General features: G+C 63.1%; 17 protein-coding genes. 11 read left to right on the forward strand and 6 right to left on the reverse strand.

Translation table 11 applies throughout. The features are described 5' to 3' along the window. Positions 1 to 14: 14 nt before the first annotated feature. Together HMPREF2674_RS07360 and HMPREF2674_RS07365 are read right to left on the reverse strand one after the other, a co-directional pair. Positions 15 to 812, reverse strand: a complete 798-nt coding sequence (locus HMPREF2674_RS07360) for an MIP/aquaporin family protein (protein WP_070825309.1) — start codon at positions 810 to 812, stop codon at positions 15 to 17. A gap of 352 nt (positions 813 to 1164) precedes the next feature. Further along, positions 1165 to 2910, reverse strand: coding sequence for a glycerol-3-phosphate dehydrogenase/oxidase (locus HMPREF2674_RS07365; protein WP_070825310.1), 1746 nt, complete (start codon positions 2908 to 2910; stop codon positions 1165 to 1167). 128 nt (positions 2911 to 3038) lie between these two features. Between HMPREF2674_RS07365 and HMPREF2674_RS07370 the strand changes: the two genes are divergently transcribed. The 3 genes from HMPREF2674_RS07370 to HMPREF2674_RS07380 all read left to right on the forward strand — a co-directional run bounded on the left by HMPREF2674_RS07370 (position 3039) and on the right by HMPREF2674_RS07380 (position 6407). After that, the gene (locus HMPREF2674_RS07370) at positions 3039 to 3986 is read left to right on the forward strand and encodes a sugar-binding transcriptional regulator (RefSeq protein ID WP_070825311.1); all 948 of its coding nucleotides are present in this window, start codon (positions 3039 to 3041) and stop codon (positions 3984 to 3986) included. Between the two features lie 266 nt (positions 3987 to 4252). Next, entirely contained in the window at positions 4253 to 5629 is a 1377-nt protein-coding gene (locus tag HMPREF2674_RS07375; RefSeq protein ID WP_070825312.1) for a 6-pyruvoyl tetrahydrobiopterin synthase, read from the forward strand. A 13-nt stretch (positions 5630 to 5642) separates the two neighbouring features. After that, positions 5643 to 6407 carry a transcriptional initiation protein Tat gene (locus HMPREF2674_RS07380; protein WP_070825313.1) on the forward strand — a complete coding sequence of 255 codons (765 nt, stop codon included), beginning with the start codon at positions 5643 to 5645 and terminating at the stop codon, positions 6405 to 6407. Here the strand turns inward: HMPREF2674_RS07380 and HMPREF2674_RS07385 are convergent. Then, positions 6404 to 7342 (reverse strand): LysR family transcriptional regulator, encoded by a 939-nt coding sequence (locus tag HMPREF2674_RS07385; protein WP_049332608.1) that lies wholly within the window; start codon positions 7340 to 7342, stop codon positions 6404 to 6406. The genes HMPREF2674_RS07380 and HMPREF2674_RS07385 overlap by 4 nt on opposite strands. Before the next feature lie 563 nt (positions 7343 to 7905). On the opposite strand from HMPREF2674_RS07385, the gene HMPREF2674_RS07390 reads away from it, so the two are divergent. From HMPREF2674_RS07390 to HMPREF2674_RS07415, 6 genes are all read left to right on the forward strand, one after another. Beyond that, entirely contained in the window at positions 7906 to 11397 is a 3492-nt protein-coding gene (locus tag HMPREF2674_RS07390; protein WP_070825314.1) for a bifunctional proline dehydrogenase/L-glutamate gamma-semialdehyde dehydrogenase, read from the forward strand. Positions 11398 to 11729: 332 nt separating this feature from the next. Then, entirely contained in the window at positions 11730 to 12122 is a 393-nt protein-coding gene (gene gcvH, locus HMPREF2674_RS07395) for a glycine cleavage system protein GcvH (protein WP_070825315.1), read from the forward strand. Positions 12123 to 12702: 580 nt separating this feature from the next. Continuing rightward, on the forward strand, positions 12703 to 13476 hold the full coding sequence (locus HMPREF2674_RS07400; RefSeq protein WP_049332614.1) for a transcriptional regulator FtsR: 774 nt from the start codon (positions 12703 to 12705) through the stop codon (positions 13474 to 13476). Between the two features lie 817 nt (positions 13477 to 14293). After that, on the forward strand, positions 14294 to 14863 hold the full coding sequence (locus HMPREF2674_RS07405) for a MerR family transcriptional regulator (RefSeq protein ID WP_141754217.1): 570 nt from the start codon (positions 14294 to 14296) through the stop codon (positions 14861 to 14863). A gap of 298 nt (positions 14864 to 15161) precedes the next feature. Next, positions 15162 to 15974, forward strand: coding sequence for a ParA family protein (locus HMPREF2674_RS07410; RefSeq protein WP_049332619.1), 813 nt, complete (start codon positions 15162 to 15164; stop codon positions 15972 to 15974). 219 nt (positions 15975 to 16193) lie between these two features. Further along, the gene (locus HMPREF2674_RS07415) at positions 16194 to 17654 is read left to right on the forward strand and encodes a mycothione reductase (RefSeq protein ID WP_070825316.1); all 1461 of its coding nucleotides are present in this window, start codon (positions 16194 to 16196) and stop codon (positions 17652 to 17654) included. A 145-nt stretch (positions 17655 to 17799) separates the two neighbouring features. On the opposite strand, the gene HMPREF2674_RS07420 is transcribed toward HMPREF2674_RS07415, so the two are convergent. Further along, the gene (locus HMPREF2674_RS07420) at positions 17800 to 19995 is read right to left on the reverse strand and encodes an AMP-binding protein (RefSeq protein WP_070825317.1); all 2196 of its coding nucleotides are present in this window, start codon (positions 19993 to 19995) and stop codon (positions 17800 to 17802) included. Positions 19996 to 20077: 82 nt separating this feature from the next. After that, positions 20078 to 21007: an alpha/beta hydrolase gene (locus tag HMPREF2674_RS07425; RefSeq protein ID WP_049345248.1), complete on the reverse strand. Its 930-nt coding sequence runs from the start codon at positions 21005 to 21007 to the stop codon at positions 20078 to 20080. Positions 21008 to 21283: 276 nt separating this feature from the next. On the opposite strand from HMPREF2674_RS07425, the gene HMPREF2674_RS07430 reads away from it, so the two are divergent. Together HMPREF2674_RS07430 and HMPREF2674_RS07435 are read left to right on the forward strand one after the other, a co-directional pair. Then, positions 21284 to 22042 carry a lysophospholipid acyltransferase family protein gene (locus HMPREF2674_RS07430; protein WP_070825318.1) on the forward strand — a complete coding sequence of 253 codons (759 nt, stop codon included), beginning with the start codon at positions 21284 to 21286 and terminating at the stop codon, positions 22040 to 22042. A gap of 173 nt (positions 22043 to 22215) precedes the next feature. Continuing rightward, entirely contained in the window at positions 22216 to 23589 is a 1374-nt protein-coding gene (locus HMPREF2674_RS07435; protein ID WP_070825319.1) for a class II 3-deoxy-7-phosphoheptulonate synthase, read from the forward strand. Between the two features lie 241 nt (positions 23590 to 23830). Here HMPREF2674_RS07435 and HMPREF2674_RS07440 read toward each other — a convergent pair whose 3' ends face one another. Then, positions 23831 to 25588 carry a serine/threonine protein kinase gene (locus tag HMPREF2674_RS07440; protein WP_084824454.1) on the reverse strand — a complete coding sequence of 586 codons (1758 nt, stop codon included), beginning with the start codon at positions 25586 to 25588 and terminating at the stop codon, positions 23831 to 23833. Positions 25589 to 25738 lie beyond the last annotated feature (150 nt).

Consider the following 25738-nt stretch of genomic DNA (forward strand, 5'->3'; position numbering starts at 1 on the left):
CGGGTAGAAGAGGTTTAGAGGGGCAGAACTGCCGGAACGATCAGGCCTGCGAGGACTGCGCCGATGATCGGGCCAACAACCGGAACCCATGCGTAAGCCCAGTTGGAGCCGGTCTTACCGGGGATAGGCAAGAAGGTGTAGGCGATACGGGGGCCGAGGTCACGTGCGGGGTTGATAGCGTAACCGGTTGCGCCACCGAGGCTCATGCCGATAGAAACAACGACCAATGCAACAGCCAAGGGGCCAATCTGGGCGGGGGTCTTACCGGATGCGATAATCCAGCCAATCAGGACGAAGGTGCCGATAATCTCGGTGAGCAAGTTCCAGCCGTAGGACTTGATGGCGGGGCCGGTTGCGAAGATGCCGAGGCGGTCGCCGGGGTCCTCATCGAAGTGCTTCTTGTAGGTGAGGTAAGCAGCGACCGCGCCGGCGATTGCGCCGAGCATCTGAGCGACGATGTACAGGGCGATGTTGCCTGCGGTTGCGGGAACGCCAGTTGCCAGGTCGCGGCCTGCGGTCGCCAGGCCAACGGTCACAGCGGGGCTCAGATGTGCACCGGAGAGGAAGGAGAGGTACACGGCGGTGAACACTGCCAGACCCCAACCGAAGGTGATAACAACCCAGCCTGCGTCCTTAGCGTAGGACTTCTTCAGGGTCACAGCGGCACATACGCCGGCACCGAGCAGAATCAGGATGAAGGTACCGAAGAACTCGGATGCGAAGATACCGAGAGCGCTGGGATTGCCGGAGGCATCCACGAGGGCGGATGAACCGGCTGCAAGTGCAGTTCCTGCGGAGGCAAGAAGAGACATTGGTGCTCCTAGGGGTGAAGCGTTCGGAAGGACTCGCGAACCGTTGCGTGCCGTATCCAGTGCGACCTTTGCCGTTGTAACGGGTCGGGGCACAACGCTGTGCTGATATACGTAGCGGATTGCTACGAACAAGTTGGTAAAAATGGGGTAAGAAGCAGACCGCACCTGGGGAACGGACCCGTTGATGGGTTTCTACTTCTTGAGTTGGGGTTTTAGTAAGGGGATTATCGTAACGGTTACCTCACCTTTCGTCCTCCCCTCACAGGATTTGGACTAGTCCATGCCCTGTGAGGGGAGGGCGGCAGGTTCGTACCGGGTGAACCGGTTACGAGGGGTGTGGAATCTCTAGCGATTAGAGCTTGATGCGGGGATCAACCGCGGGGACGGCCTCAATCTTGGCCGAAGCCTCGGCGTCGGTGGAGGTGGATTCCGCCTCGCGGATAGCCTGCACGCGTGCGGCGTAGAGGTCACGCTCTTCCTTGACCTTCTGATCGTCCCAGCCGAGCTCGGAGCGCAGAATCTCAAGGATTTCATCGGCGGCAGCCAGGCCGCGGTCGCGCTGCTCGAGGTCGAGGCGTACGCGGCGGACCAGAACGTCCTCCAGGTGCAGGGCGCCCTCGTAGCGGACAGCGAAGACGACGTCTGCACGCAGGAACTGGGGTGCCTTAGCCAGGGGAGCGCCGAGGGAAGGATCAGCGTCGATGAGGGCACCGAGGTCCTCAATCTGCGCGCCGTAACGCTCGAGCAGGTGGGTGATACGGTCTTCATCCCAGCCGTAACGCTCGGCGTAGCGTGCGCGGTTAGCAGCGATGGCGTGGTATCCGTCTGCGCCGACCAGGCCGATGGTTGCGGTCACAGAGGGGTTCTGCTTAGCCTGCTCGCCCAGTGCGAAGTCGACAGCGTCGGCAGCCATGACACGGTAGGTGGTCAGCTTGCCGCCCGCAATGGCGCTCATGCCGGGGGCAACCTCGGTCACGGTGTGCTCGCGAGAAACCTTGGTGGATGCGGCGCCGTCCTTGACCTTGGGCTGCAGCAGCGGGCGCAGACCGGTGTAGGTGCCGATGATGTCCTCGCGGGTCAGCGGGTTGGCGATGAGCTTGTTCGCCTGCATCAGTACGTAGTCGATGTCCTTGCTGGTGGCGACGGGGCGCTCGCGGTCCTCGGTGTAGGGGGTGTCGGTGGTGCCGATAATCCAGTAGCGCTGCCAGGGGATGATGAAGAGCACGGACTTTTCGGTCTTGGTGAAGATGCCGCTGGTCGCGTTGATGCGGTCGCGGGGAACCACGATGTGGATGCCCTTGGATGCGAGCACCTCCAGGCCGCCGTCGGGGTTGGCCAGGGACTCGGATTCTTCGGTCCACACGCCGGTTGCGTTGATGACGTGCTTGGCGCGTACGTTCAGGCGCTCGCCGGTTTCCAGGTCTGCCAGCTCTGCACCGATGACGCGGCCGGATGCATCCTTGTCGAAACCGATGACCTGGGTGCGGGATGCGGCCAGGGCGCCGTAGCCTGCGGCGGTGCGGACCACGTCGATGACCAGGCGTGCGTCGTCAACGCGTGCGTCGTAGAACTGGATGGCGCCGGTGAAGGCGGAGTCCTTGATGTCGGGGAAGACGGTCTTGGTGCCGGCCTTGGTGAAGTGACGCTGCGAGGGAACGCCCTTGTGGCCGCGCGAGCCGAGGAACGCCAGGGTGTCGTACATGCCGATACCGATGGCGGAGTAGGCGCGCTCGATGACGGGCATCTTCAGGGGCCAGAGGAAGGGCTGTGCGTGCACCAGGTGGGGTGCAATCTTGTTCAGCAGCAGGCCGCGTTCGGTGAGGGCCTCGGTCACGAGCTTGAAGTCGAGGTTGTAGAGGTAGCGCAGGCCGCCGTGCACGAGCTTGGAGGACCAGGCGCTGGTGCCTGCGGCCCAGTCGCCGGCTTCGACGATGCCGGTGCGCAGGCCGCGGGTTGCGGCATCGAGGGCGATGCCGGCGCCGGTGATACCGCCGCCGACCACGAGGACGTCGAGTTCTTCATTGGCCATGCTCTTGAGAGCCTGGGTGCGGGATGCAGCGGTCAGCTGCGACTGCTGTGCAAAGTGCTGGGAGCTCATGTGCTGTTCTCTTCTTTTCTGTGAGAGCCGCTACGGGGCGGCGTTGCCTGTCGTCTTGACTTAGTAAAACCCGATAATGAAATAATTACCAAGTAGAATGAACGGATTTTCACAGGGGGTCTTTGCCCATGAACGAACGCGCTAGCCACACCTACGAGGCCGCGGAGCTCTACTACATCCACAACATGACCATGGATGCCATCGCGAGTCGCATGGGAGTCTCGCGCGCCACGGTCTCGCGGTTGCTCAAAAGCGCCCGAGAAAACGGCATGGTGCAGATCCGACTGGACGACTCCTTCCGTACCCGCAGCGAGCTGGAGCGGCGCATCGGCGAACGCTACAAGGTGCGCGTGACCCTGGTGAACGTGCGCGCCGACGCCACGCCGATTGCCCGCATGAGCCGGGTTTCGCGCACCGCCGCCTCCCTGCTGGACTCGCTCATCGACGACGGCACCCGCCTGGGCGTGGCCTGGGGCTCCACCATGACCGAGGTGTCTCGGCACCTGCCGCGCCGCCCCCTGACCGGCGTGAAGGTCGTGCAGCTCAACGGCGCGGGCAACGCGCACCACTCGGGTATTCCGTACCTGGGTTCTCTGTTGGGGCAGCTGGCCAACGCCTACGAGGCGCAGACCGTGCACTTCCCGGTTCCTGCCTTCTTCGACTACGCCGAGACGAAGGAAGCCATGTGGCGCGAGCGCAGCGTGCAGGCAAGCCTGCGGGTGCAGCAGAGTGTGGACCTGGCCATCTTTGGCGTGGGTGCGTTCGGCGGCCCGATTCCTTCGCACGTGTACTCGGGCGGGTATTTTGACGCGGAGGAGCAGTACCGCCTGCGCGAGCTGGGAGTCGTGGGGGATATGTGCACCGTGCTATTGCGCGAGGATGGGTCGTGGGCTGATTTGGAGCTGAACCGGCGCGCATCGGGGCCCACTCCCAAGGAGCTGGCGCGTATCCCGCGACGTATTTGCGTGGCTTCGGGGGTGCACCGCGCGAGGGCGCTCCGCGGGGCTCTGCGCACCGGCGCGATTACGGATTTGGTGCTGGACGATGCGCTCGCCAAGGTTCTGATGGATAGGTAGCTTTCTCGGGGGGGGAAGGAGGTACTCCTCGACCGCCGCGAATTATTCGAGCTCGGCCTGAATGATGCTTCAAGGTGACACTGAAGTGTCGTCGTGAGGCGGTTCTTAGACGTACAATGTGAGTCGTTTGCACTGCACTCGGTGCAAATTTTTGCTTGCGGATGCAACATTCGCCTGCAGAACACCGATACAGAACACCGATGTCTACCGCTTACGTGCGCACCGCACGAATTGGCGAGTCACTCACCGTTGAAAGAACCAGCCACATGAACATCACCTATAACGCCCAGCGGAACCCGCACCTGGGCGCTCCCGGCGTCACCACCATGCACGGTGAGGCTCAGTCCTCCGACGCGACCCCTCTGCCCGGCCCCGGCGCGGGGCAGTGGCGCATCACCGGAACCAAGCTTGGCGGCGCCTGCCCGACGATCCTTGCCGGGCGCGACGGCTTCATCCAGGTGCTGTGCACCCAGGTCTTTGCGCACGGAGAATTCATCACCCCGAAGCTTTCGATTCTTGACCCCCACACGGGCCGCGAGCTTTCGCACCTGGACATCCCCAAGGGGGCCCTGCTGGGAGGCGTGTACGCCTACCTTGACGCGAAAGACCGCATGGTTCTGGTGGACGGTTCGCAGTGCCTGCTGAAGCTGGGGCACTCGAGCGACGGCCGCAGTATTCGCGTGGAGGAGCGCATCGACCTGAGCCGCATGCTGGCCCAGAGCCCCAAGGACGCGGTGGTCGGCCTGGTGCCCGATTGGGGCGGGCGCATCTGGGTCGCCACGAAGAACGGCTACATCGCGGTCGTTGATGCGGAGCGCGGCACGATTCGTTCCATGCGCTTGAACAGGGTGTCGGTGGCCGGCGAGCGCATCGACAACTCGATCTCGGCCTGCCCGCTGGGGGTGAGCGTGGTGACTTCCCACGCAATCTATATGCTGCAGGTGAGCGCCGCGGACGAGCCGACCCTGCGCTGGTGGCACGCCTACGACCGCGGTACCGCCCGCAAGCCGGGCAAGCTCGCCTGGGGCTCGGGCGCCTCTCCGACCTTCTTCGGCCCGAACGGCTCGGACTACGTGATGCTGACCGATAACGCGGACGTTCAGGAATCGGTCATCGTGTACCGCACCGAGGATGGTTCGAAGGTGGGGAGTGCGGGGTTGTTCACCGCGGGTGCTTCGGGCACCGAGAACTCCATGATTGGCGTGGGGAACACGATGGTGGGCGCGAACACCTACGGCTATCCGTACCCCAAGTATCCGGAGGGGGCGGGCCCCTCGGTTCCGGCGACGGCTCTCTTCGCGCCCGGCATGGAGCGCTGGGATATTACCGACCGCGGCCTGCGCAAGATATGGGACCGCAAGGATGTGTATTCCTCGGCGGTTCCGCGTTATTCGGCGGCCGACGGGCTGATTTATACGTGTGAGCGTCGCCGCGGCCCGGCGGGGGTGGCGAACGGCGCCTACGCCTGGGCGGTGGCCCTGGATATGAAGACCGGCCGCACGGTGCACGAGCAGCGCCTGCCGCAGCACGTGAGCCTGCTGCTCGGCGGCGGCGATACCCTGCAGATGGTGGGCACGATTGATCGCTTTGGCACGTGGTGGCAGGGCACGATTAGCGGCGTGTACCGCATCGCAAAGGCTTAGGAAGGGCAGAAGAATGGAACGACACGCAAAGAACACTTCCCGCCGTACCGCCCTGAAGGTGGCCGGCACCTCGGCGATGCTGGTGGCCGGCGGGGCCGCCCAGGGCGCGCAGGCCGCGACCCGTTCGGGTGGCCGTCGCTCGGCGAGCCCGCGACCGGTGACGCAACGAACCGGTGGGGGTGCCGCGTCGGCTTATCTGACGCGGGTCCCGGTGCGGTTTACCGAACCGAGCGTGCGTCTGGAATTGCGCGCGCAGAACCCCGAGGCGGTCACCCCGGTGCCGCTGCAGGATCGGCCGGCCCGAACCCTGAACCTGCGGAACCTGCCGAATCTTATGGGCATCGTGAACGAGGGAAATACGACTCTGCCGGTGGGCACGCGCCTGCTCATTCGCGCTCGCGCTCAGGATCCGGCGACCGGTCTGCTCCTCACCCCGGAGGCAAGCTTGGTCGTCTCCGGCGGCGAGGCGGTTGCGGCCGGTGGGTCTGGCCCTTCGGTCCTGGTGCCTCCTGCGGATGCCCTCAGCCTGCAGGCCCTGGGCCGCGATGAGCTGAACGGCGCGGCCGGAGCGGGCGGGGAGAGCGTGCTGGAGCTACGCGTGGCTATTCCGGCGGGTCACCGCCTGGAGGTGCGCCTGCGCTACGCGGTCGCTTCGGGGGTGAGCGCCTCGCGCCTGAAGGGCGTGCACTGCTCGGCTTCCCTGGACATGGTTGCGGCTGGTCTGTCGCGGGGCTTCCATGAGGTGCAGAGCCCGGGCGTGGTCGCGGCGCTTGCCTAGTCGCGCCCCTGGCGTCCGCCGTCGGCTTCGTGCTCGCCGAAGGCCACCTTGACCGCGTGGTGGAGTGCCTCGCGCACCATGGCGATGGCGGGGTTGGCGGCGGACTCTCGGCGTACGGCGGTGAAGATTTTGCGGCAGGGCTTGCCGGGTAGCTCTACGATGCGTAGCCCCTCGGTGGTGGAGAGCGAGGAGAGGATGAAGCCGGGCACGATGGTGACGGCGAATCCTGCCTTGACGAGGTTGGAGTTCGTAATCATGTCATTGGCGCTGTAGCGGATGACCGGCTCGAATCCTGCGGTACGGCACTGGTTGAGCGCCCAGCTGCGGGAGGTGTTCTGTTCCATTTCCAGGACCCAGGGGAGTGCGTGCGCTTCCTCAATTGAGGTGATGGTGGAGGTGCTGGGCACGATGAGGCTGAGCGGGTCTTCGGTGAGTAGCTCGGAGTGCAGTTCGGGGTATTCGGGGATGTGGTGGTGCGGGTATGCCTCGGAGAGCACCATATCGTACTCGCGGCTTCGGGTCAGCGAGGTGCCGGTTTCGGGGTCAATCTGCAGCACCTGTAACGTGAGCGAGGGGGCGTGCTCGGCAAGGTAGGTGAGCGCGGCCGGTAGCAGGGCGAAGGCCGCGGATTGGAAGATGGCCAGGCGCACGCGTCCTGCGGGTTCTCCGGTGAGGTTGGCGACGGAGGTCTGCATGCGATCGAGCTCGCGCAGGATGCTGCGGGCGCTTTCGACGACGATGAGCCCGGCGCTGGTGAGCTGCACGCGCCGTCCAATGCGTTGCAGGAGTGCGGTGCCGGTTTCTTTTTCGAGGGTTGCAATCTGCTGCGAGACTGCGGAGGGGGTGAGGCTGAGCGCCTCTGCCGCGGCGATGATGGTGCCCCGCTCCTGGATTTCGAGGAGCATCTGCATGCGTCGGATGTCGTAGATGGACACGGTGTACTCCTGCTTTCTCCCGTGGGTGCTCCCGTCGAGGTTTTCGTTTCGGCGGGGGAGCGTCGTGCGCGGGTCAATTTCCTTGCGGCTGGGCGTCTCTGATAGTGGACTCTCGTCCATAGTAGCGCGCTCGGCAAACGCCAAAAATGTGCCGCCTTCGTGGGGGAATCGCTTCGGGGAAGGGGCGTTCCAAGCGAGTAGCTCGCGGATAGTGTCTTGTCCGGGGCTTTCTGCGGGTTGTGAGGGGTTTTCCGAGGTGCTTTTGATTCTGTTTTTGATGTGTTCGTATGTTACGGTCTAGGTTCGTCGTTTGGCCCCGGAAGTGCTAGCCTGGGAGGGATGGATAGCGATGTCGCTATCGTTTTTGCCTGTCCTCGCTGAACACGGTGTTTTGTGAGGGGAGCGGGCGGAATCATCCCTCGGGTTTATTTAGGAAATCTAAACAAACTTTGGAAAAAACATTCAGTTTTTCTAATGAGGTGTTCAGCACTCTTTTGTGGTGAAATAGAGACATCGCCAAACGTGGTGTGTACCGCACACAGTGAATTAGTTAGGAGTCAAGGATGACCCATCCTTTCGCATCTGAGCACTACCAGAAGATGGCTCAGGAAGCTCGTCAGCTCGTTCGTCAGTGGGTGAACGAGTCCCAGTCGATTAAGCCCACCTTCGCGGCTGAGCAGCTGGCAGGCGTTCTGAAGGACCCGAACGGTCTTCCCTTCACCGTCGGCTTCGTCGATGGCGTGATTCGCCCCGAGGATGACAACGTCTCCGGTCGTAACCTGTCCCGCATCGCTGGCCTGGCACCGTCCTTCCTTCCCTGGTACATGAAGTCCGCCGTTGGCTTCGGCGGTAAGCTGGCCGGCAAGGTTGCCTGGCCCACCGTTCCCGTCGCACGCCGCGTTCTGCGTGAGATGGTTGGCCACCTGATTGTCGACGCTTCCGAGGAGAAGCTGGGCGACGCTATCGCAGAGCTGACCAAGAGCGGTAACCGCCTGAACGTCAACCTGCTCGGCGAGGCCGTGCTGGGTGACAAGGAAGCTGAGCACCGCCTGTCCGAGACCAAGCGTCTGCTGGCTCGCGACGACGTCGACTACGTCTCCATCAAGGTGTCCGCAGTCTCCGGCCCCCACCAGCACTGGGCATTCGACGAGGTCGTTGAGACCGCTGTTCGCCGCCTGACCCCGCTGTACGAGCTGGCTGCTTCTTCCTCCCCCAAGAAGTTCATCAACCTGGACATGGAGGAGTACAAGGACCTCGACCTGACCATCGAGGTGTTCACCAAGATTCTGGACCAGCCGCACCTGAAGGACCTGGAAGCCGGTATCGTGCTCCAGGCATACCTGCCCGACACCCTGGGCGCTATGCAGCGTCTGCAGGAATGGGCCGCTAAGCGTGTGGAGGCTGGCGGCTCTGGCGTCAAGGTCCGCCTGGTGAAGGGTGCAAACCTCTCCATGGAGATCGTGGAAGCCGTCATGCACGGCTGGCCGCTGACCACCTGGGACACCAAGCAGGCTGCTGACACCAACTACAAGCGCGTTCTGGACTACGCACTGCGCCCCGAGCACGTGAAGAACATCCGCCTCGGTATTGCAGGCCACAACCTCTTCGACGTTGCTTTCGCACTGCTGCTCTCCGAGGACCGCGGCGTGAAGGATCGCGTCGAGTTCGAGATGCTGATTGGTATGGCCGAGCAGCAGGCAGAGATCATCCGCCGCCGCGTGGGTCACCTGCTGCTGTACGTGCCCGTCGTGAACCCCAAGGAATTCGACGTTGCTATCGCATACCTGATCCGTCGTCTCGAGGAGAACGCCTCCTCCGAGAACTTCATGTCCGGTATCTTCGACCTGGCAACCGACGAGTCCATCTTCAAGCGCGAAGAGGACCGCTTCATGCGTGCACTGAACTCCGTCACCGACGAGGTTCCCGCATCCAAGCGCACCCAGAACCGTCTGACCGAGAACGAGGACAACGTCTTCGTGCCGGCTGGCCGCTTCGAGAACACCCCCGACACCGACCCCGCACTGGCCGGTAACCGCGAGTGGGGCCGCGCAATCCTCGAGCGCTCCAAGACCACCAAGCTGGGCATCGACACCCTGAAGGCTAACGAGCTGACCAGCGTTGCTGAGGCCGAGAAGCTGATCAAGGAAACCGAGGAAGCAGGCAAGGCTTGGGGCAAGCTCTCTGGCCACGAGCGCGCAGAGATTCTGCGTAAGGTCGGTAAGGCTATCGCCCTGCGTCGTGGCGATCTGCTGGAGGTCATGGCAGCTGAGGCTGGCAAGACCCTGGAGCAGGGCGACACCGAGGTCTCCGAGGCAATCGACTTCGCATACTACTACGCAATGCTGGCCGAGGACCTCGAGAAGATCGATGGCGCAAAGCCCAAGTCTGTGGACCTGACCCTGGTTGTTCCCCCGTGGAACTTCCCGACCGCTATTCCCGCCGGTGGTGTTCTGGCAGGTCTGGCAGCCGGCTCCGCAGTGATCTTCAAGCCCGCAACCATCACCGCTCGCACCGGTGCCCTGATCGCAGAGATCATGTGGGATGCAGGCGTCCCCAAGGAAGTTCTGAAGCTGGTCAAGGTTGTCGACCGCGAGGCCGGTAAGGTCCTCATCTCGCACCCCGAGGTGGACCGCCTGATCCTGACCGGTGGTTACGAGACCGCTGAGCTCTTCCGCTCCTGGCGTGATGACCTGCCCCTGTTCGGTGAGACCTCGGGTAAGAACTCCATCATCGTCACCCCGAACGCTGACATCGACCTCGCCGTCAAGGACGTCGTCTACTCGGCATTCGGTCACGCAGGTCAGAAGTGCTCCGCTGGCTCCACCGTCATCCTGGTTGGCTCCGTTGCACAGTCCGAGCGTTTCCGTCGTCAGCTGCTTGACTCCGTCAGCTCCCTGCACGTGGCACACCCGCAGGACATTGAGTCCGAGATGGGCCCCGTCGTTCAGAAGCCGGAAGAGAAGCTGCTGCGCGGTCTGACCACCCTCGGCCCGGGCGAGCGCTGGCTCGTTCAGCCCAAGGAACTGGACGAGACCGGCCGCCTGTGGAGCCCCGGTGTTCGCGAAGGCGTCAAGCCCGGTTCCGAGTACCACATGACCGAGTACTTCGGCCCCATCCTGGGTATCATGACCGCTGACACCCTGGAAGAGGCAATCGAGCTGCAGAACGCACCCGACTACGGTCTGACCGCCGGCCTGCACTCGCTGGATGCCGACGAGCTCGAGCTGTGGCTCTCCAAGGTTCAGGCAGGTAACCTGTACGTGAACCGTGCAATTACCGGTGCAATCGTTCAGCGTCAGCCCTTCGGTGGTTGGAAGAAGTCCACCGTGGGTTCGGGTACCAAGGCCGGTGGCCCCAGCTACCTGATTGCCCTGTCCGATTGGGAGCCCGTCCAGTCCACCGCAACCGCAACCACCCACTCGGTGACCGTTCGCGAGACCCTGGCTACCATCGAGAACTCCGAGCTGGGCAAGCGCGATGACTTCGCCTTCATCAAGCGCGGCGTCTCCTCCGACGCACACGCTTGGGATACCGAATTTGGCTTCGGCCACGACCCCTCGAAGCTGGGCGTCGAGCGCAACATCCTGCGCTACGTTCCCACCCAGGTTCTGGTTCGTGCCGACGAGTCCGCATCCCCGGCAGAAGCCCTGCGCGTTGTGCTCGCCGGCCTGGCAGCTAACGCACCGGTCGCTCTGTCCGTCGGTAAGGACCTGCCGGTCGACGTCCGCGGCGTCCTGGAGAACAAGGGTGTCAAGTACGAGGTCAAGTCGGACGCACAGTTCCGTGAGTACCTGGCTTCGAACGCCAAGACCCCGGTTCGCGCACTGGCCGGTACCCCGCTGGAAGGCACTCGTATCCGCTACATCGGCGACGATGTGAAGTCCATCTACTCGGCACTGGGTGGTCGCCCGGATGTTGCAGTGTACTTCGCACCGGTCACCGAGGCTGGCCGCATCGAGATGCTGCCCTTCCTCCGCGAGCAGGCCGTTTCGATTACCGCACACCGTTTCGGTAACCCGAACCGCTTCTCCGAGCGCGTCATTTCTTCCCGCTAAGGCGCTGTGAGAGTTTAGCTCTCTGGCCTAGGCTCAGGGCCCTGCACCTTCATGGTGTGGGGCCCTGAGCCTTTTGGTGTGTCTGATGGCTGTCTGCTGGAGGTGAGTAATAGGGGTGCTTCTAGGGCCTTGGGAAGGGGTGATTGTTGGGCGGTTAGATAGGATAAGGAAAATATAGTGTCATAGAAGTGGTACGGGGGTGTTTGGACGTGCCCCGCGTTACTTCTTATGTGATAATTGGTGTAGGACGTTCCGTCATCCCACATACGGAACGACACCGTGCGCGGGACGGTCCGCGCTACGCAAGAACACACTGAAAGGACACCGCTGCTATGAGCAACGTTCCCGCAGAACTCTCGTACACTTCTGAGCACGAGTGGGTTTCCGCTCTCACCGCCGAGGGCACCGTCCGCGTCGGTATTACCGACCACGCTCAGGATGCACTGGGTGACGTCGTCTACGTCGACCTTCCCTCTGTCGGCGATTCTGTAGCTGCTGAGGATAGCTTCGGTGAGATTGAGTCCACCAAGTCTGTCTCCGATCTCTTTGCACCCATCTCCGGCGAGGTTGTCGCCGTCAATGAGGGCCTGGAGGACGACCCCGCACAGGTGAACTCCGATCCCTACGGTGAGGGCTGGATCGTTGAGATTCGTCCCGAGAACGCTGATGACCTGGCAAACCTGCTGACTGCAGAGGGCTACCAGGCAGAGCTGGACAAGCTGTAAGCCTTAAGAACCCGCCCCTGTAGGGGTGTCTAGAGTTAAAGCGGCGAGACCAAATTGGTCTCGTCGCTTTTCTTTGTAGGTGCACACAAACGCAAATAAACGGGCATCCTTAAGGTTCTTTGCGAGGATTTCTGAAGTCATTGAAGGAGGGTGAAATAGTGCTAAACCCCAAGTGGGGGGGCTCTTTGAGGTTAAATGTGATGAAAACTTCAACCATCGCGAGAAGATAAAATTTTCCTTGTAAAGCAGTCCAATATTTGGAGGTTATGTTTAGCTTTCGGGTTTCTTGCTAAAATTGGTACCGTTACTGCGGAATTGTGTTTGAATTTGTGGTTATTTTTGGTTCCAGAAGGGCTTGAAATGACCCTTCTGAATAGCGAAATGCCTTGTGAGGCTATAAGATTATCTGGAAGGTTCACGGTTTATCATTTCGTGATAAACAAATGAGCCGATCTATCACACTCTCAACACAAGAAGCAAAGACAACCGGCACGAAGCGATACCTTTTCCTCGAAGGGGCGCACTACTCACTCAACTCGGTGCGTAACGTAATCGGCCGGTACATACCCGAAAGACATAGATGACCTCACGCATCGATGATGGCTTCAGCAAGTCTGAGGCCGCACTGGACAGCGCGGAGCACGGTGCCTCTGACCGTAACCCGCGCGAGGTGAAGAGCCGAACCATCGGTCAGGTTCTAAGCCAGCTCGACCTGGAATTCCCCGGGATCAGCGCCTCCAAGATCCGATTCCTGGAGGAGCGAGGCCTGGTGCATCCCAGCCGTACCGAAACCGGATACCGCAAGTACTCCCAGACGGATATCGAGCGTCTGCGCTACATCCTTACCATGCAGCGCGATCACTACATGCCGCTGAAGGTAATCCGTCAGCACCTGGATGACCTGGAGGCCGGTCGAGTCCTGAACTCCATGCCGACCACCGTCAGCGAGGAAGTCCTGGACAGCGTCCTCGGTACCAACGCACAGGAGGGTCGTACCTACACCCTGCGCGAGCTGGCCGAGTATGCGAACACCACTCCCGAGCTCATCCGTGACCTGATTGACTTCGGTCTTTTGGAAGACGGAGCGGACCACGAGTACACCGACTACGATGTGCTGATTGCCCGCGTTAGCGCGGAACTGACCCAGCACGGTATTCAGCCTCGTCACCTGCGCGCCTTCAAGTCGGCCGCGGATCGCGAGATTTCCCTCGTGGAAATCGCTGTGGCCCCTCTGGCCTCTCGTCGCGATGCGGCGTCGCAGGCCCAGGCGCAGGACCGAGCCGATAAGATTCGCAAGCTCTGCCTGCAGTTGCATGCGACTCTCGTCGAGTCGGCCATGCCCACCTACGAGTAGGAGGGCGACTCCGCGGCGCGGTTCCTTAAAGAGTCGGTCGCGACCGGGTGGTGTTATCTGCCCTTTCCCCGGGGATGCGTCCTTTGTGGCGTAAGCCCATGGTTACCGTCCGTACGCGGATGGTAACCCCCAAGATTTGGACGATGCCGCTTCTAAAACGCGGATTTCTACCCCTTCGTCCAACACGAAGAGCTTCTATACCAGGGGCTCCCGGCCTGCCAAAGGCTATTCACTTAACTCAGCGGCGAATGCGTGCCAATCTCCGGATTGGCGCGCATTCGCTATTTAAGGCCGGGGGAGGGGGAGAGCGCGGAAGCGGAGGCCCGTGGGCTCGATACCCGACGAAGAATTGTAACTCGGTGGCAGCTTCGCCTTCGGGACGACCCCGCGAGATTACCCGGGGCAGATATCGTGGGCTTGCCGTGGGGGCGTGAGGGGCATCCTGAGCGGATTCTGAGAGGAGAAAGAACGACTCTCACGGTGCGTTCGATTTTAAGTAGGGCACCGTATCGGTTAAAATGGAGTGAATGAGCCGCGCCTATCGCGCACCGGTCGCTCTGTCGACCCTCGAATCGTTCTCCAGCGGAACGACGTATTCGGGGCGATACCGGCCGCCGATTGATGGGGCGCGGTGTATCGCTTAACGGCTCCCGCTACGCCCAACGGGCATCCGGGAACCGGGCGAAAACTAGCTAAGACGCGTGACTGGCATTCTGCGGATGCCGCATACGAGGACACAAAAGGAGGGGCCGTGGTGGAGCACCAGACCGGCGAGAGCGCAGGCACTGACGAGGCGTACCCGAGCTTCGACCAGCCCCTGGACGGATTCGACGCGCTCTTTCCCGCGGCACCGCCTCCTCGCGGTGAACAGGGCGTGCTCTTCGCAGACCCCGTTTCTGTGGTGGAGGAAAACCTGGGTTACCGTGGTGCCGTCGCCTGCAAGGCAGCCGGTATCACCTACCGCCAGCTCGACTACTGGGCCCGCACCGACCTTGTGGTTCCCACCGTGCGCGGCGCATCCGGTTCCGGTACCCAGCGCCTCTACAGCTTCCGCGACGTTCTCGTGCTCAAGATCGTGAAGCGCCTGCTCGATACCGGCGTGTCCCTGCAGCAGATTCGCCTCTCCATCGAGCACCTGCGAAGCCGAGGCCTGGATGACCTGGCCGATATCACGCTCATGAGCGATGGCACCACCGTGTACGAGTGCACCTCGCCCAGCGAGGTCATCGACCTGGTACAGGCCGGTCAGGGTGTCTTCGGCATCGCTATCGGTCGCGTGTGGCGAGAAATCGAGATGAACCTCAATGGTCAGCCCGGCGAGGAAATGCACGAATCCTTCGAAGGTGACGAACTCGCCGCCCGCCGCGCCCGCCGCGCCCAGGCCTAATACCCGTCTGACCCGCCGGTCATAGTTGCGGGGCTCCAGCCCCCACAGACCCCATACTTTTTCTTCTGCCCGCCCGAGCACCAACGATGCACGGGCGGGCAGAACGCTATCTGCGGGGGAGAGGGTAAGAACACTCAGGGCCTAAAAGGCGCATCGAGACCGCATGGTGGGCATAACGAGCAAATATTCAAGGACAGGTTGAGAAAATACTCACGTTACCCCCTGTCAGGTCCGGAAGAGGCACATGGATTCGCTAGAATGAAGGAGCATTACACCTCACTCATATCACGGATTCTCAATGTCCCGAATCGTTAGTATCAGTAGCCTCAAGGGCGGCGTGGGTAAAACCTCCATCACCCTGGGGCTCGCCTCCGCGGCGCTACACAGCGGCCTTTCCGCACTCGTTATTGACCTCGACCCTCACGGAGACGCCAGCACCGGCCTAGCCGTCGACGAAAGCATCCCCGACGTGGCCTCCCTGATTGCCAGCACCAATGAACGAGCCTTCGCCGATGAAGCCGGAGAGTCCGCCTGGAACAGGCTGGTGGGCAAACCGACCCTGCTGACCAACACCCCCGTCGACACCGGTAGCGTACGGGTCGCCCGCGGGTCGGCACGTTCCACCCTCGTGGACCGTCAGGAAGCCGCACCGTTCATTCGCAGATTCAAGCGCATGGTGGACGCCGCGGCGGGCGCCTACGACGTGATTCTGATTGACTGCCCGCCCTTCCTGGGGACGCTTTCCTCGATGGGCTGGGCCGCCAGCCAGCGCATCCTCTCCGTGGCCGAGCCCTCCCTCTTCTCTGTGGCCGGCACGGAACGCACCCTGCGCGCCATCCTGCGCTTCCAACAGGAGAGCGGCACAAGTATCGACGGGGCCGGGGTCGTCATCAACAAGATGCGCCCGGACGACAGCGAGCACCAGTACCGTCGAGACGAGATGCGCTCGCTCTTTGGTGACCTCGTGGCTGAGCCCGTCCTGCGAGAAAGCCCCGTGCTGCAGCGCGCTCAGGGTGCAGCCTACCCGATTCACTTCTGGCCCGACGAAGAATCCGTCGAACCCGCCGTGGACTTTACCCGACTGCTGGTCGGGCTCATGGCCGACCTGTAGGTCGTCAACCGGATTGTCGACCGGGCGAAGAGGTGAACGTTCGAGTTGCGTGCCGCATCATGTTCCGGGCTGATCTGGCGATAGGGGCTTCTACGGGAATAGCCGTGCTCCCCGACGCGTTATAGTGGCAGTAAAAGAGCTGCACGCCCGTAGGAATCCCCGAACGTTGTACAGGGCCGCGGTCGTACCGCAGATAAGACAGAGAAAGAGAAGAACATCGTGAGCATCGAACACCTGGAACGCATCGACGGGGTAGCCCAGTACGACCTCATCGTGATTGGTTCCGGCTCGGGCAACACCCTTATCGGCCCCGAATGGGACGATAAGAAGGTTGCACTGGTCGACGGCGGCATCTTTGGCGGAACCTGCCTGAACGTGGGCTGTATCCCCACCAAGATGTACGTCTACCCGGCAACCATCGCGCAGAAGACCCGCGAGGTCAAGCACCTGGGCGTCGACGCGCACGTGGATGCCGTGCACTGGTCCGAGATCCGCGACCGTATCTTTGCCTCCCGCATCGACCGTATTTCCGAGGGCGGCCGCGACTGGCGTGCAGGCCTGCCCAACGTAGACTTCTACGCTCAGTACGCACGCTTCGTCGGTTCGCACACGCTGGAGCTGACCGACGGCACCCGCCTGCACGGTCGGCAGGTCGTGATTGCCGCTGGATCCCGTGCCGTGTTGCCTCCCGTGCCCGGTATTGACTCCTCCAAGGTCTACACCAACGACAACGTCATGCGCCTGGACGAACTGCCCGCCCGCATGGTCGTCATCGGCGGTGGTGTGATTGCGGCAGAATTCTCCCACGTTTTCTCCGCCCTCGGTACCGAAGTAACCCAGCTGAACCGCTCCTCCCGCCTGCTGCGCGGGGTGGATGCGGAGGTCGTGGCACGCTTCGAAGAAGCCGCAAGCAAGCAGTGGAACATCGTCAAGGAAGCCTCCCTCTCCGAAATCCGTGAGAACGCCGACGGCAGCGTAACCGTCGTAGCGAAGCGCACCACCGAGAACGGTGAAGGACTGCTCGAAATCCCGGCAGACGCTGTGCTTGTGGCCACCGGCCGCCGCCCCAACACCGACGTGCTGAACGCCAAGAACTACTTCGACGTGCAGGACGGCGGCCTGCTCAGCGTCGATAAGTACCAGCGCGTGCTCTACAACGGCGCGCCCGTCCCCGGCGTCTTCGCCCTAGGCGATGTCTCCAGCCGCTACCAGCTCAAGCACGTGGCCAACCACGAGGCGCGCGTCGTGCAGTACAACCTCAGCCACCCCGAGGATCTGCGTGCGAGCGATCACCGTTACGTGCCGGGCGCGATCTTCAGCAACCCGCAAATCGCCATTGTTGGCATGACCGAGGAGCAGGCCCGCGAGGCTGCCGCTCGCGAAGGATTCGAGATTACCGTCAAGGCCCAGAACTTCGGCGATACCGCCTACGGCTGGGCCATGGAAGATCAGATTGGCCTGTGCAAGCTCATCGCGCGCAAGGACAACGGCGAGCTGCTCGGTGCGCACCTGGTGGGTGAGGAATCCTCCGTGCTCATCCAGCCGCTGATTCAGGCCATGAGCTTCAACCAGGATGCCCGCACCCTGGCCCGCGGTCAGTACTGGATTCACCCGGCACTGACCGAAATCATTGAGAACGCGCTGCTCGGCCTGGAATTCGACGAGCCCGCTCAGGCCTAACGCCCGGGCACATGGAACACCTCTGAAGCCTTGAATCTCGGGGGCGCAAAACACCAAAGGAGGGGGTCGCACCGAATCGGTGCGACCCCCTCCTACTTGCGTTTATTGCTTTGGCCAGAACTAGAGCGGCGCGGCCCTAGCTCCGCTACTCGGGCTTCTTTTCTGCGTGCTGAGCTTCTGCCCGCGGAGCATCCTGCGAACCCGGCTCTTCTGCGGTCTCGGCAGACGTGTCGGCGCCCTTCGCGTTTTTTGTGCTTTCCGCGGATTCCTCAGTCTCTTCAGAATCCCCGACGGCTACCGCACGGTTCTCCTGGTATTCCTGAATCATCTCGACGGCCTGTTCACGCAGCTCGCCCAGGCGCTCGGTTGCTTGGTCACGGAACTCGGCCAGACGCTCGGCCTGCTGATCGGCGTACTCGGCCAGGCGCTCGGTCGCCTGGTCGCGCAGCTCCACGAGTCGCTCCGTCTGCTCGGCGGCGTAGTCCTGCAGTCGGGACAGTGAATCCGACGTGGTGGCGGTAACCCGGCCGTACATTTCATCCACGTAGGAGGAGAAATCCTGCAGCACCTTCGCACGGCGAATCTTGTGCGAGGGGGTCAGATAGCCGTCCTCCTCGGTCAGGTCGCGGTTCATGATGCGGAACTCACGGATACCCTCGGCGCGCGAGACCAGCTGATTCGCCTCGTCCACAATTCGCTGCACGGCGGCGCGTACCGCCGGATGCACGGCCGCCTCCGGGATGGACAGTGAACGCGGCAGCCCCAGGTGCTCGAGCTGCTCGGGCAGGGTATCCGGATCCAGGGTCACGAGGGCCGCGATGAAGGGCTTCTCATCCCCCACCAGCATGGCCTGAGAGACCAGGGGAGAGGTGCGCAGATGGTTCTCCGCAATGCCCGGAATGACGTTCTTGCCGCCGGCGGTGACGATGATTTCCTTCTTGCGTCCCACAATCTTCAGCAACCCGGCCTCGTCGAACTCGGCCAGGTCGCCGGTGCGGAACCAGCCGTCCTCGGTGAAGGCCTGGGCGTCCTCCTCGGGGTTCTTGTAGTACCCCTTCATGACGCCCACACCGCGCACCAGCAGCTCGCCGTCCTCGGCGATGGTGCCCTCGGCACCCGGAAGGAGCGGGCCGATTCTACCGATCTGATACGGGGTGATACGCCCGGCCGCGATGGGAGCGCAGGTCTCGGTCAGGCCGTAGCCCTCGATGACCTGCACGCCCACCGCGTGGAAGAAGTGCGCGAGGCGCTCGCCCAGCGGGCCGCCTCCGGAGACAGCGTAGTGTAGCTGCCCGCCCAGGGCCGCACGCAGCTTGGAGTACACGAGACGGTCGTACAGGGCGTACTGCGCCGCGAGCTTGAAAGATACATGGCCGGTGACCTTCGCCTTCGACCAGGCAATCGCGATATCCACCGAGCGGTCGAAAAGAGCCTTGTTGAGAGAACCGCCCTTTTCGGCCTTGGCCTTGGCCCCCTCGTACACCTTCTCGAAGACTCGGGGGACTACCAGCAGCATGGTCGGCTTGAAGCTATCAAGATTGGCCGCGAGGTTCTTAATGTTCGGGGAGTGGCCGATAACCACACCGGCGTCCAGGGCCAGCACCTGAATCAGGCGAGCCAGCACGTGGGCCAGCGGCAGGAAGAGAATCGACGAGTTGCGGGGGTTTGCAATCTCGCTTTCCACGAAGCGCGTGTTGGCGCTCAGGTTCAGGAAATTGCCGTGGGTGAGCGGGCAACCCTTGGGGCGGCCGGTCGTGCCGGAGGTGTACACAATGGTCGCGATGTCATCGCAGGTGGCGCGGGTGCGTGCCTGCTCAAGCTGTTCGTCGCTGACCTCGGAAGCACGGGCGCTCAGTGAATCCAGGTCGCCGTTCTCGATGACCCAGCGGTGCTTCAGCTGCATGGGCTCTTCGGCGGATGCGGAAAGCTCCTCGGCCTCCTTGATGCGGCCCAGCAGCTTCTCATCCTCGACGAAGACCGCGGTGGCCTCGGAGTGGGAGAGCGCCCAGGAGGCCTGGGCGGGGGCATTCGTTTCGTAGACCGGCACGGAGATAGCACCGGCGTACCAGATGGCGAAGTCGATTACGGTCCACTCGAAGCGGGTACGGCTCATAATGCCCACGCGGTCACCCGGGCGGATACCCGCGGCAATCATGCCCTTCGCCAGGTCGGCCACCATACGGTAAAACTCGCTGGCGCGTACCGGCTGCCAATTGCCCGGGGACATCTGGCGACGGTACAGCACGGGGTCCGCGCTGTTGGCGCGGTGACGCTCAACGAGGCTCGTGAGGTTCAACGAGGGGTCGACAATGACCTCTGCGGGGGAAGAAAAGACTTTCATGATGCGCCTTTCGGTTGGGGCGGCCTCTGCACGGTCCCGGTGCGGCTCTACGGGAGTCGCGGGGTGGAATACGGTACTGCGCCTACGGGGTGATGCGGTCCGCGGGAGCAGGGCGGTGGGCTATTTCGGTGACAAAATCCTGGAGCGAGGCGAGCACATACTCGGCGTCGTAGTCGAGCGTCGCCACGTGGTAGCTACGGGTTAGCCATCTAAATTCTACAGGAGCTGAACAATGTTCGAGAAAATATTTATGGGAGCTATCGGACACAGTGTGATCGCCTAGCGAGCGAAGGCACAGCACCGGCGCCTTCAGGCGCGGCAACAGCTCGCGGGTCTCGGCCCCCAGCAGGTGTAGCTGGTACACCGAGGCGGTGGGCGTCAGCCGGTACGCGCCCTCGCTCACGCCCGGAATGGCGATGTCCGAGCCCACCGACTTAAGCGCCGGCAGAAGCTTCGAGACGACCCCGGCGTGGCGCATCAGCGGGTTCACATCCACCATGTAGGGGTTAATGATTGCGGTGCCGAGCACCGGCAGACGCGCGGAGAGGTTCACGGCCAGCGTGCCACCCATCGACATGCCGATGACGACGACCCGAAGGCCCTCGTCGGTGAGGCGACGGTAGGCGGACTCGACCGAGTTCAGCCAATCGCGGTAATCCGTCAGGCGCATATCCTGCCAGCGGGTACCGTGCCCCGCGAGTAGCGGCATCTCCACGGGGTAGCCCAGCGCCGCGAAACGCTCGGCGATGGGGCGCATGCTGTGCGGGGAACCGGTGAAACCGTGCACGATAAGGATGCCCACGCCGGGCTCAGAGGCTCCAACCCCGCGGGAACCTTCGGCGCTCTGGGGCTCCGGACGGAAGGATAGCGGGGAATGATCGAAGACATTGGGGTCGCCCCCGAAACGGTGCTCCAGCATCTCTCGCACCTCCCGGGTGGCCAGGAGGCGGCGCTCGCGGGCCTTGCGCCGCATACGCTTAATTGGTTCAAGCGAGCTATCAAAAATACTCATGGCCCTCCTTAGACAATGCCGGGGGCGCGGGCTAACGGCCGGCGCGGGGGAGAGACGCGCACCGCCCCTCGGCCCTAGAATACCTCGCCCGCCTCGACGGCACCTGTGAGGTGAGCCTGCCGGCGGGGGAGGACGACGGATTCAGCGGAGGGCGGAGCAGGTAGCCGACTCGTGGCGCACATTCGCCGTAATGCGGACGCGGAATACGGTGGCGGTCGGGGAGAGCCGCAGAGACAGGCTAGAATTGAGCCGGGAATATTCAGAGAGGAGATCCCCATGCCGACCACCGCCCTGTACCGAAGCCTCAAGATTATTGGTTCGCCACTGCTGACGGGCCTGTACCACCACGAGGTGACGGGGCTAGAGAACCTGCCCAAGGGCCCCTTCATCGTCGCCAGCAATCACCTGGCGTTCTGCGATTCCATTTTTATTCCGCTTGCGCTGCCCCGCACCGTGAACTTCCTCGCCAAGAGCGACTACTTTACGACCCCGGGGCTCAAGGGCCGCGCGATGGCCACATTCTTCCGCGGGGTGGGCCAGCTGCCCATGGACCGTTCCGGCGGTCAGAAGAGCCAGGAATCCCTCGACGCCGGCGCGCGGGTTCTCGCCGAGGGCGGCATCATCGGCATTTATCCCGAGGGAACGCGTAGCCCCGACGGCCGCGGCTACCGTCCCAAGGTGGGCGTGGCCCGCCTGGCCCTCGAGTCACGGGTGCCCGTCGTTCCCATCGGGCAGATTGGCACCGACCTGATTCAGCCCTCCGGTTCGAACCGCATCCACCTGCGCCACGATGGCGAGCCGATTCGCGTGCGCACCGTCATCGGCAAGCCCCTCACCTTCGAGAAGTACACCGCCGACGTCGAGATCAGCTACCGCTCCCAGCGCGAGGTTGCCGATACCATCGGCGCGGCGATTCGCGCCCTGAGCGGGCAGGAGTACGTGGACGTCTACGCGGATCGCGTCAAGAAGCTCATGGCCGACGAGCACCTGAGCGCCGACGAGGCCGTGTCCCGACTGCAGAACGAGAAACGCTAGAAGGCATAGGCGGACGGCACGGCCACACGGGCCGACTAGGGGTTATCTGAATCCTGAGATGAAGCCCCGGCCCGGGGCGTTCGTAAACACCGTAAGAGTACAATATACCCATCTCTTCCCCGTCCGCGCGGGGTCGAGAGACGACGCACAAGACCATCCCGACGGAGTGAATGATGAGCACCCAGAACCTCAACACCGCGCAGACCGACGACCACGGTCTGGATAACTGGCGCGAGCTGCACATTGACCAGCAGCCCACCTGGAGCGAGCACGAAGACTTCGCCAGCACCATCGCAGAGCTGAACTCGGTTCCCCCGCTCGTCTTTGCCGGCGAGGTGGACGCCATGCGCCAGGCTCTCGGCGAGGTGGCCGAAGGTCGCGCCTTCCTGCTGCAGGGCGGCGACTGCGCCGAGACCTTTGCCGGCGCAACCGCCGACAAGATCTCCGGCCGCGTCAAGACCATCCTGCAGATGTCCGCTGTGCTCACCTACGGCGCCTCCATGCCCGTGGTGAAGATGGGCCGCATGGCCGGCCAGTTCTCCAAGCCGCGCTCCGCAGACATGGAAACCCGCGGCGACGTCACCCTGCCCTCCTTCCGCGGCGAGACCGTCAACGGTTTCGACTTCACCCCCGAGGCCCGCGTGCACGACCCCAAGCGCATGCTGCGCGGCTACCATACCAGCGCTTCCACCCTGAACCTGGTGCGCGCCTTCACCAAGGGCGGCTTCGCAGACCTGCGCGCCGTGCACCAGTGGAACCGGGGCTTCACCTCCAACCCCGCGCATGAGCGCTACGAGAAGACCGCTAATGAAATCGGTCGCGCCCTCAAGTTCATGGAAGCCTGCGGTGTGAACTTCGAGGCCCTCAAGACCACCGACATGTACGTTGGCCACGAGGCCCTGGTTCTGGACTACGAGCGCGCCCTGACCCGCATCGATTCGCGCACCCAGCTGCCCTACGACACCTCCGCACACTTCCTGTGGATTGGTGAGCGCACCCGCGGCGTCGACGACGCCCACGTGGACTTCCTCTCCAAGGTCCGCAACCCCATCGGCGTGAAGCTCGGCCCGACCACCACCACCGAGGACGCACTCGCACTGATTGACAAGCTCGACCCGAACCGCGAGCCCGGCCGCCTGACCTTCATCACCCGCATGGGCGCGAAGAACATTCGCGAGAAGCTGCCCTCCATCGTCGAGGGCGTGCAGGCCGAGGGTGCGAAGGTCGTGTGGGTGACCGACCCGATGCACGGCAACACCATCTCCGTGCCCTCCGGCTACAAGACCCGCCGCTTCGACGACGTGCTCGACGAGGTTCGCGGCTTCTTCGAGGTGCACGAGGCTCTGGGCTCGTTCCCCGGCGGTATTCACGTGGAGATGACCGGCGACGACGTGACCGAGTGCCTGGGCGGCTCCGACGCTATCGACGAGGCAGCACTGGCCGACCGCTACGAGTCCCTGTGCGACCCGCGCCTGAACCACTCGCAGTCCCTGGAAATCGCGTTCCTGGTCTCCGAGTACCTCAAGAACCGCGGTAGCCGCGGCTAAGGACGTTTTCGCGTCATCGCTTCTCGTACGCCCTTGCGACGTACTAACGGGCCCGGCCCCTCAAGAGTGAGGGGCCGGGCCCGTATCGTTTAGTGAAGACGGCGCTTAGCGAAGACAGCGTTTAGCGGCGAGGGTGCTTGGAGCGTTCTGGGGTGAGGAGAGATTCTGAGCTCCTAACGGTTTGGTCCCCGGCAGGATCCCGATGAACCTCGATTCCCGATGAATCCCGGCGGCTGAGCATCTAATAGCCCAGGCCGAAGAAGCTCGCGAAGTTCTTCCACCACTCCGACTGCAGGATGGAGGTCGCGAGCCACCACCCACTGAAGCTGGCGCTCATGCCCAGCAGAATCACCATCAGCGCCCACACACCCATCGCCGCGCCTGATGGAGGAGGGGTGAGCTCACGTACCGGCAGTCGGCGGTCGCGGTGGAGAGCATCCCGCGACGTGAAGCCGGAGGAATCGGCGGAACCGGTGCTCCCGCCGGAACCCCGCCGAGAAGTATCAGGGGTGTGCGCCCCGTCCGGGCTTTGCGCGGCATCGGAGTAGTCGGGGTAGGCGTTGAGCGCGCGCTCGGCGTAGATGGGGGCGTACTCACCGAAGGTCGAGATAAACTCCTGCTCGGTCTGCGGCCCGATGCCGACGGACGGTGCATCGGATGCATCGGATGAGGCGCCGGAGCTTTGAAGCCCCTTCGACCCCCGCGAGTCATCGGCCTCGTTGGGCTCGCCGCCATCGGAGGCAGCCGAAACCTCGGGGGCCGAACTCTTGAGCGGGGGAATACCCTTGGGGTTGAGCACCGAGTCCTCCGCGTCCACGTCGGCCAGATGCACCTCCTCTCGGGAACCGGTGAGCAGGCTATCCGGAGAATAAACGTCGTAGGCGAGCAGGTCCCCGGCATCGCTAAACGCGCTGATGGGGGTGTTGCGCACCATCTGCCCCGCGCCGCTGCGCTCGGCAATCTCGGCCACCGCCTCCCACAGGCTTGAGGTAGGCTCCGGGACGCTCGGAGCGCGCCAGGACAGCTCGGACTCGCCGAGAGACTCGGCAACCTCCTTGAGGGAGGCAAAAAGCTCGGTGGCGTCCTCGGGGCGGGCCTGCGGCTGCTTGCGGGTGCACCAGGCAATAATTCCGGCCACGTCGCGGTCGATGCCCGGGGCGATATCGCCGAGCGGGGGCATCTCAATATTGGCGTTGTGGTACAGCACCTGCTGGTCGTTCTCCAAGCCCACGAAGGGCAGACGTCCCGCCAGCATGCGGTACATCATGACGCCGAGCGCGAAGATATCGGCCTGCGCGCCCACCTTCACCTGCGGGTCCAGGACCTCCGGTGCCACGTAGGCGGGAGTACCCATGGGGGCGCCGGAATCCACCTGATCGTCGCGGCGTGACAGACCGAAGTCCGTCAGCTTCACCTGGCCGTTGGCGTCCAGAAGAATATTGCCCGGCTTAATATCACCGTGCAGGTAGCGGTTGGCGTGCACCTCCGAGAGGGCATCCACCACCGGCAGCAGAACATCCAGCGCCTCGCCCAGGCTCAGGGCGCGCCGCGTGCGCAATAGCTGGCTGAGCGTGCATCCGTGCACGTATTCGAGCACGATATACATGACCATCTGCCCGGCCACGTACTCGGTGCCCGAAGAGATGACACCCACCGTGTGTCCGCCGCCCACCTGGCGCATCGAGCGTTCCTCGCGGTGGAATTTCTGCCGGTTGGCGGCGTCCTGCGCCAGGGAAGGGGAGAGGATTTTGAGCGCCACAGGATTGTTCGACCACAGATCCAGCGCGTAGTAGACCTCGCTCATGCCGCCCCGCCCAATCAGCGAGCCCACCTGGTAGTGCCCCTCAATAATGGCACCGCTCAGCCACTCCGAAGAGCCGACCGTGGCACCCTGTGCGGGCGCGGTGGTGGCCGGAGGAACCGTAGAAGAGGCGGGAGGATGCGAGGGCGATGAGTGAGTGTGCGCGGAAGAACGGGGGCGCGGGAGGGGAATATTCATACGGCCTCTATCTTATCGCTCGGTCCAATCGCGCGGCGGGGAAAAGGTTATCGGGAGGGTAATACTCAGCTGATTCTAAGGCAACCGCCTGAGCGGATTGTGACGCTCCGCGCGGCTGAGCGGGTCGAAAGTGGTAAATATGAGTCGGCT

Source organism: Rothia sp. HMSC062F03 (assembly GCF_001836905.1).
Classification (GTDB): Bacteria; Actinomycetota; Actinomycetes; order Actinomycetales; family Micrococcaceae; genus Rothia; species Rothia mucilaginosa_A.

Bases quoted from the DNA above. Each gene is read 5' to 3' on its own strand.
- HMPREF2674_RS07360 (WP_070825309.1), bottom strand. From the start codon at position 812: ATGTCTCTTCTTGCCTCCGCAGGAACTGCACTTGCAGCCGGTTCATCC.
- HMPREF2674_RS07365 (WP_070825310.1), bottom strand. From the start codon at position 2,910: ATGAGCTCCCAGCACTTTGCACAGCAGTCGCAGCTGACCGCTGCATCC.
- HMPREF2674_RS07370 (WP_070825311.1), top strand. From the start codon at position 3,039: ATGAACGAACGCGCTAGCCACACCTACGAGGCCGCGGAGCTCTACTAC.
- HMPREF2674_RS07375 (WP_070825312.1), top strand. From the start codon at position 4,253: ATGAACATCACCTATAACGCCCAGCGGAACCCGCACCTGGGCGCTCCC.
- HMPREF2674_RS07380 (WP_070825313.1), top strand. From the start codon at position 5,643: ATGGAACGACACGCAAAGAACACTTCCCGCCGTACCGCCCTGAAGGTG.
- HMPREF2674_RS07390 (WP_070825314.1), top strand. From the start codon at position 7,906: ATGACCCATCCTTTCGCATCTGAGCACTACCAGAAGATGGCTCAGGAA.
- gcvH (WP_070825315.1), top strand. From the start codon at position 11,730: ATGAGCAACGTTCCCGCAGAACTCTCGTACACTTCTGAGCACGAGTGG.
- HMPREF2674_RS07400 (WP_049332614.1), top strand. From the start codon at position 12,703: ATGACCTCACGCATCGATGATGGCTTCAGCAAGTCTGAGGCCGCACTG.
- HMPREF2674_RS07410 (WP_049332619.1), top strand. From the start codon at position 15,162: ATGTCCCGAATCGTTAGTATCAGTAGCCTCAAGGGCGGCGTGGGTAAA.
- HMPREF2674_RS07420 (WP_070825317.1), bottom strand. From the start codon at position 19,995: ATGAAAGTCTTTTCTTCCCCCGCAGAGGTCATTGTCGACCCCTCGTTG.
- HMPREF2674_RS07425 (WP_049345248.1), bottom strand. From the start codon at position 21,007: ATGAGTATTTTTGATAGCTCGCTTGAACCAATTAAGCGTATGCGGCGC.
- HMPREF2674_RS07430 (WP_070825318.1), top strand. From the start codon at position 21,284: ATGCCGACCACCGCCCTGTACCGAAGCCTCAAGATTATTGGTTCGCCA.
- HMPREF2674_RS07435 (WP_070825319.1), top strand. From the start codon at position 22,216: ATGAGCACCCAGAACCTCAACACCGCGCAGACCGACGACCACGGTCTG.
- HMPREF2674_RS07440 (WP_084824454.1), bottom strand. From the start codon at position 25,588: ATGAATATTCCCCTCCCGCGCCCCCGTTCTTCCGCGCACACTCACTCA.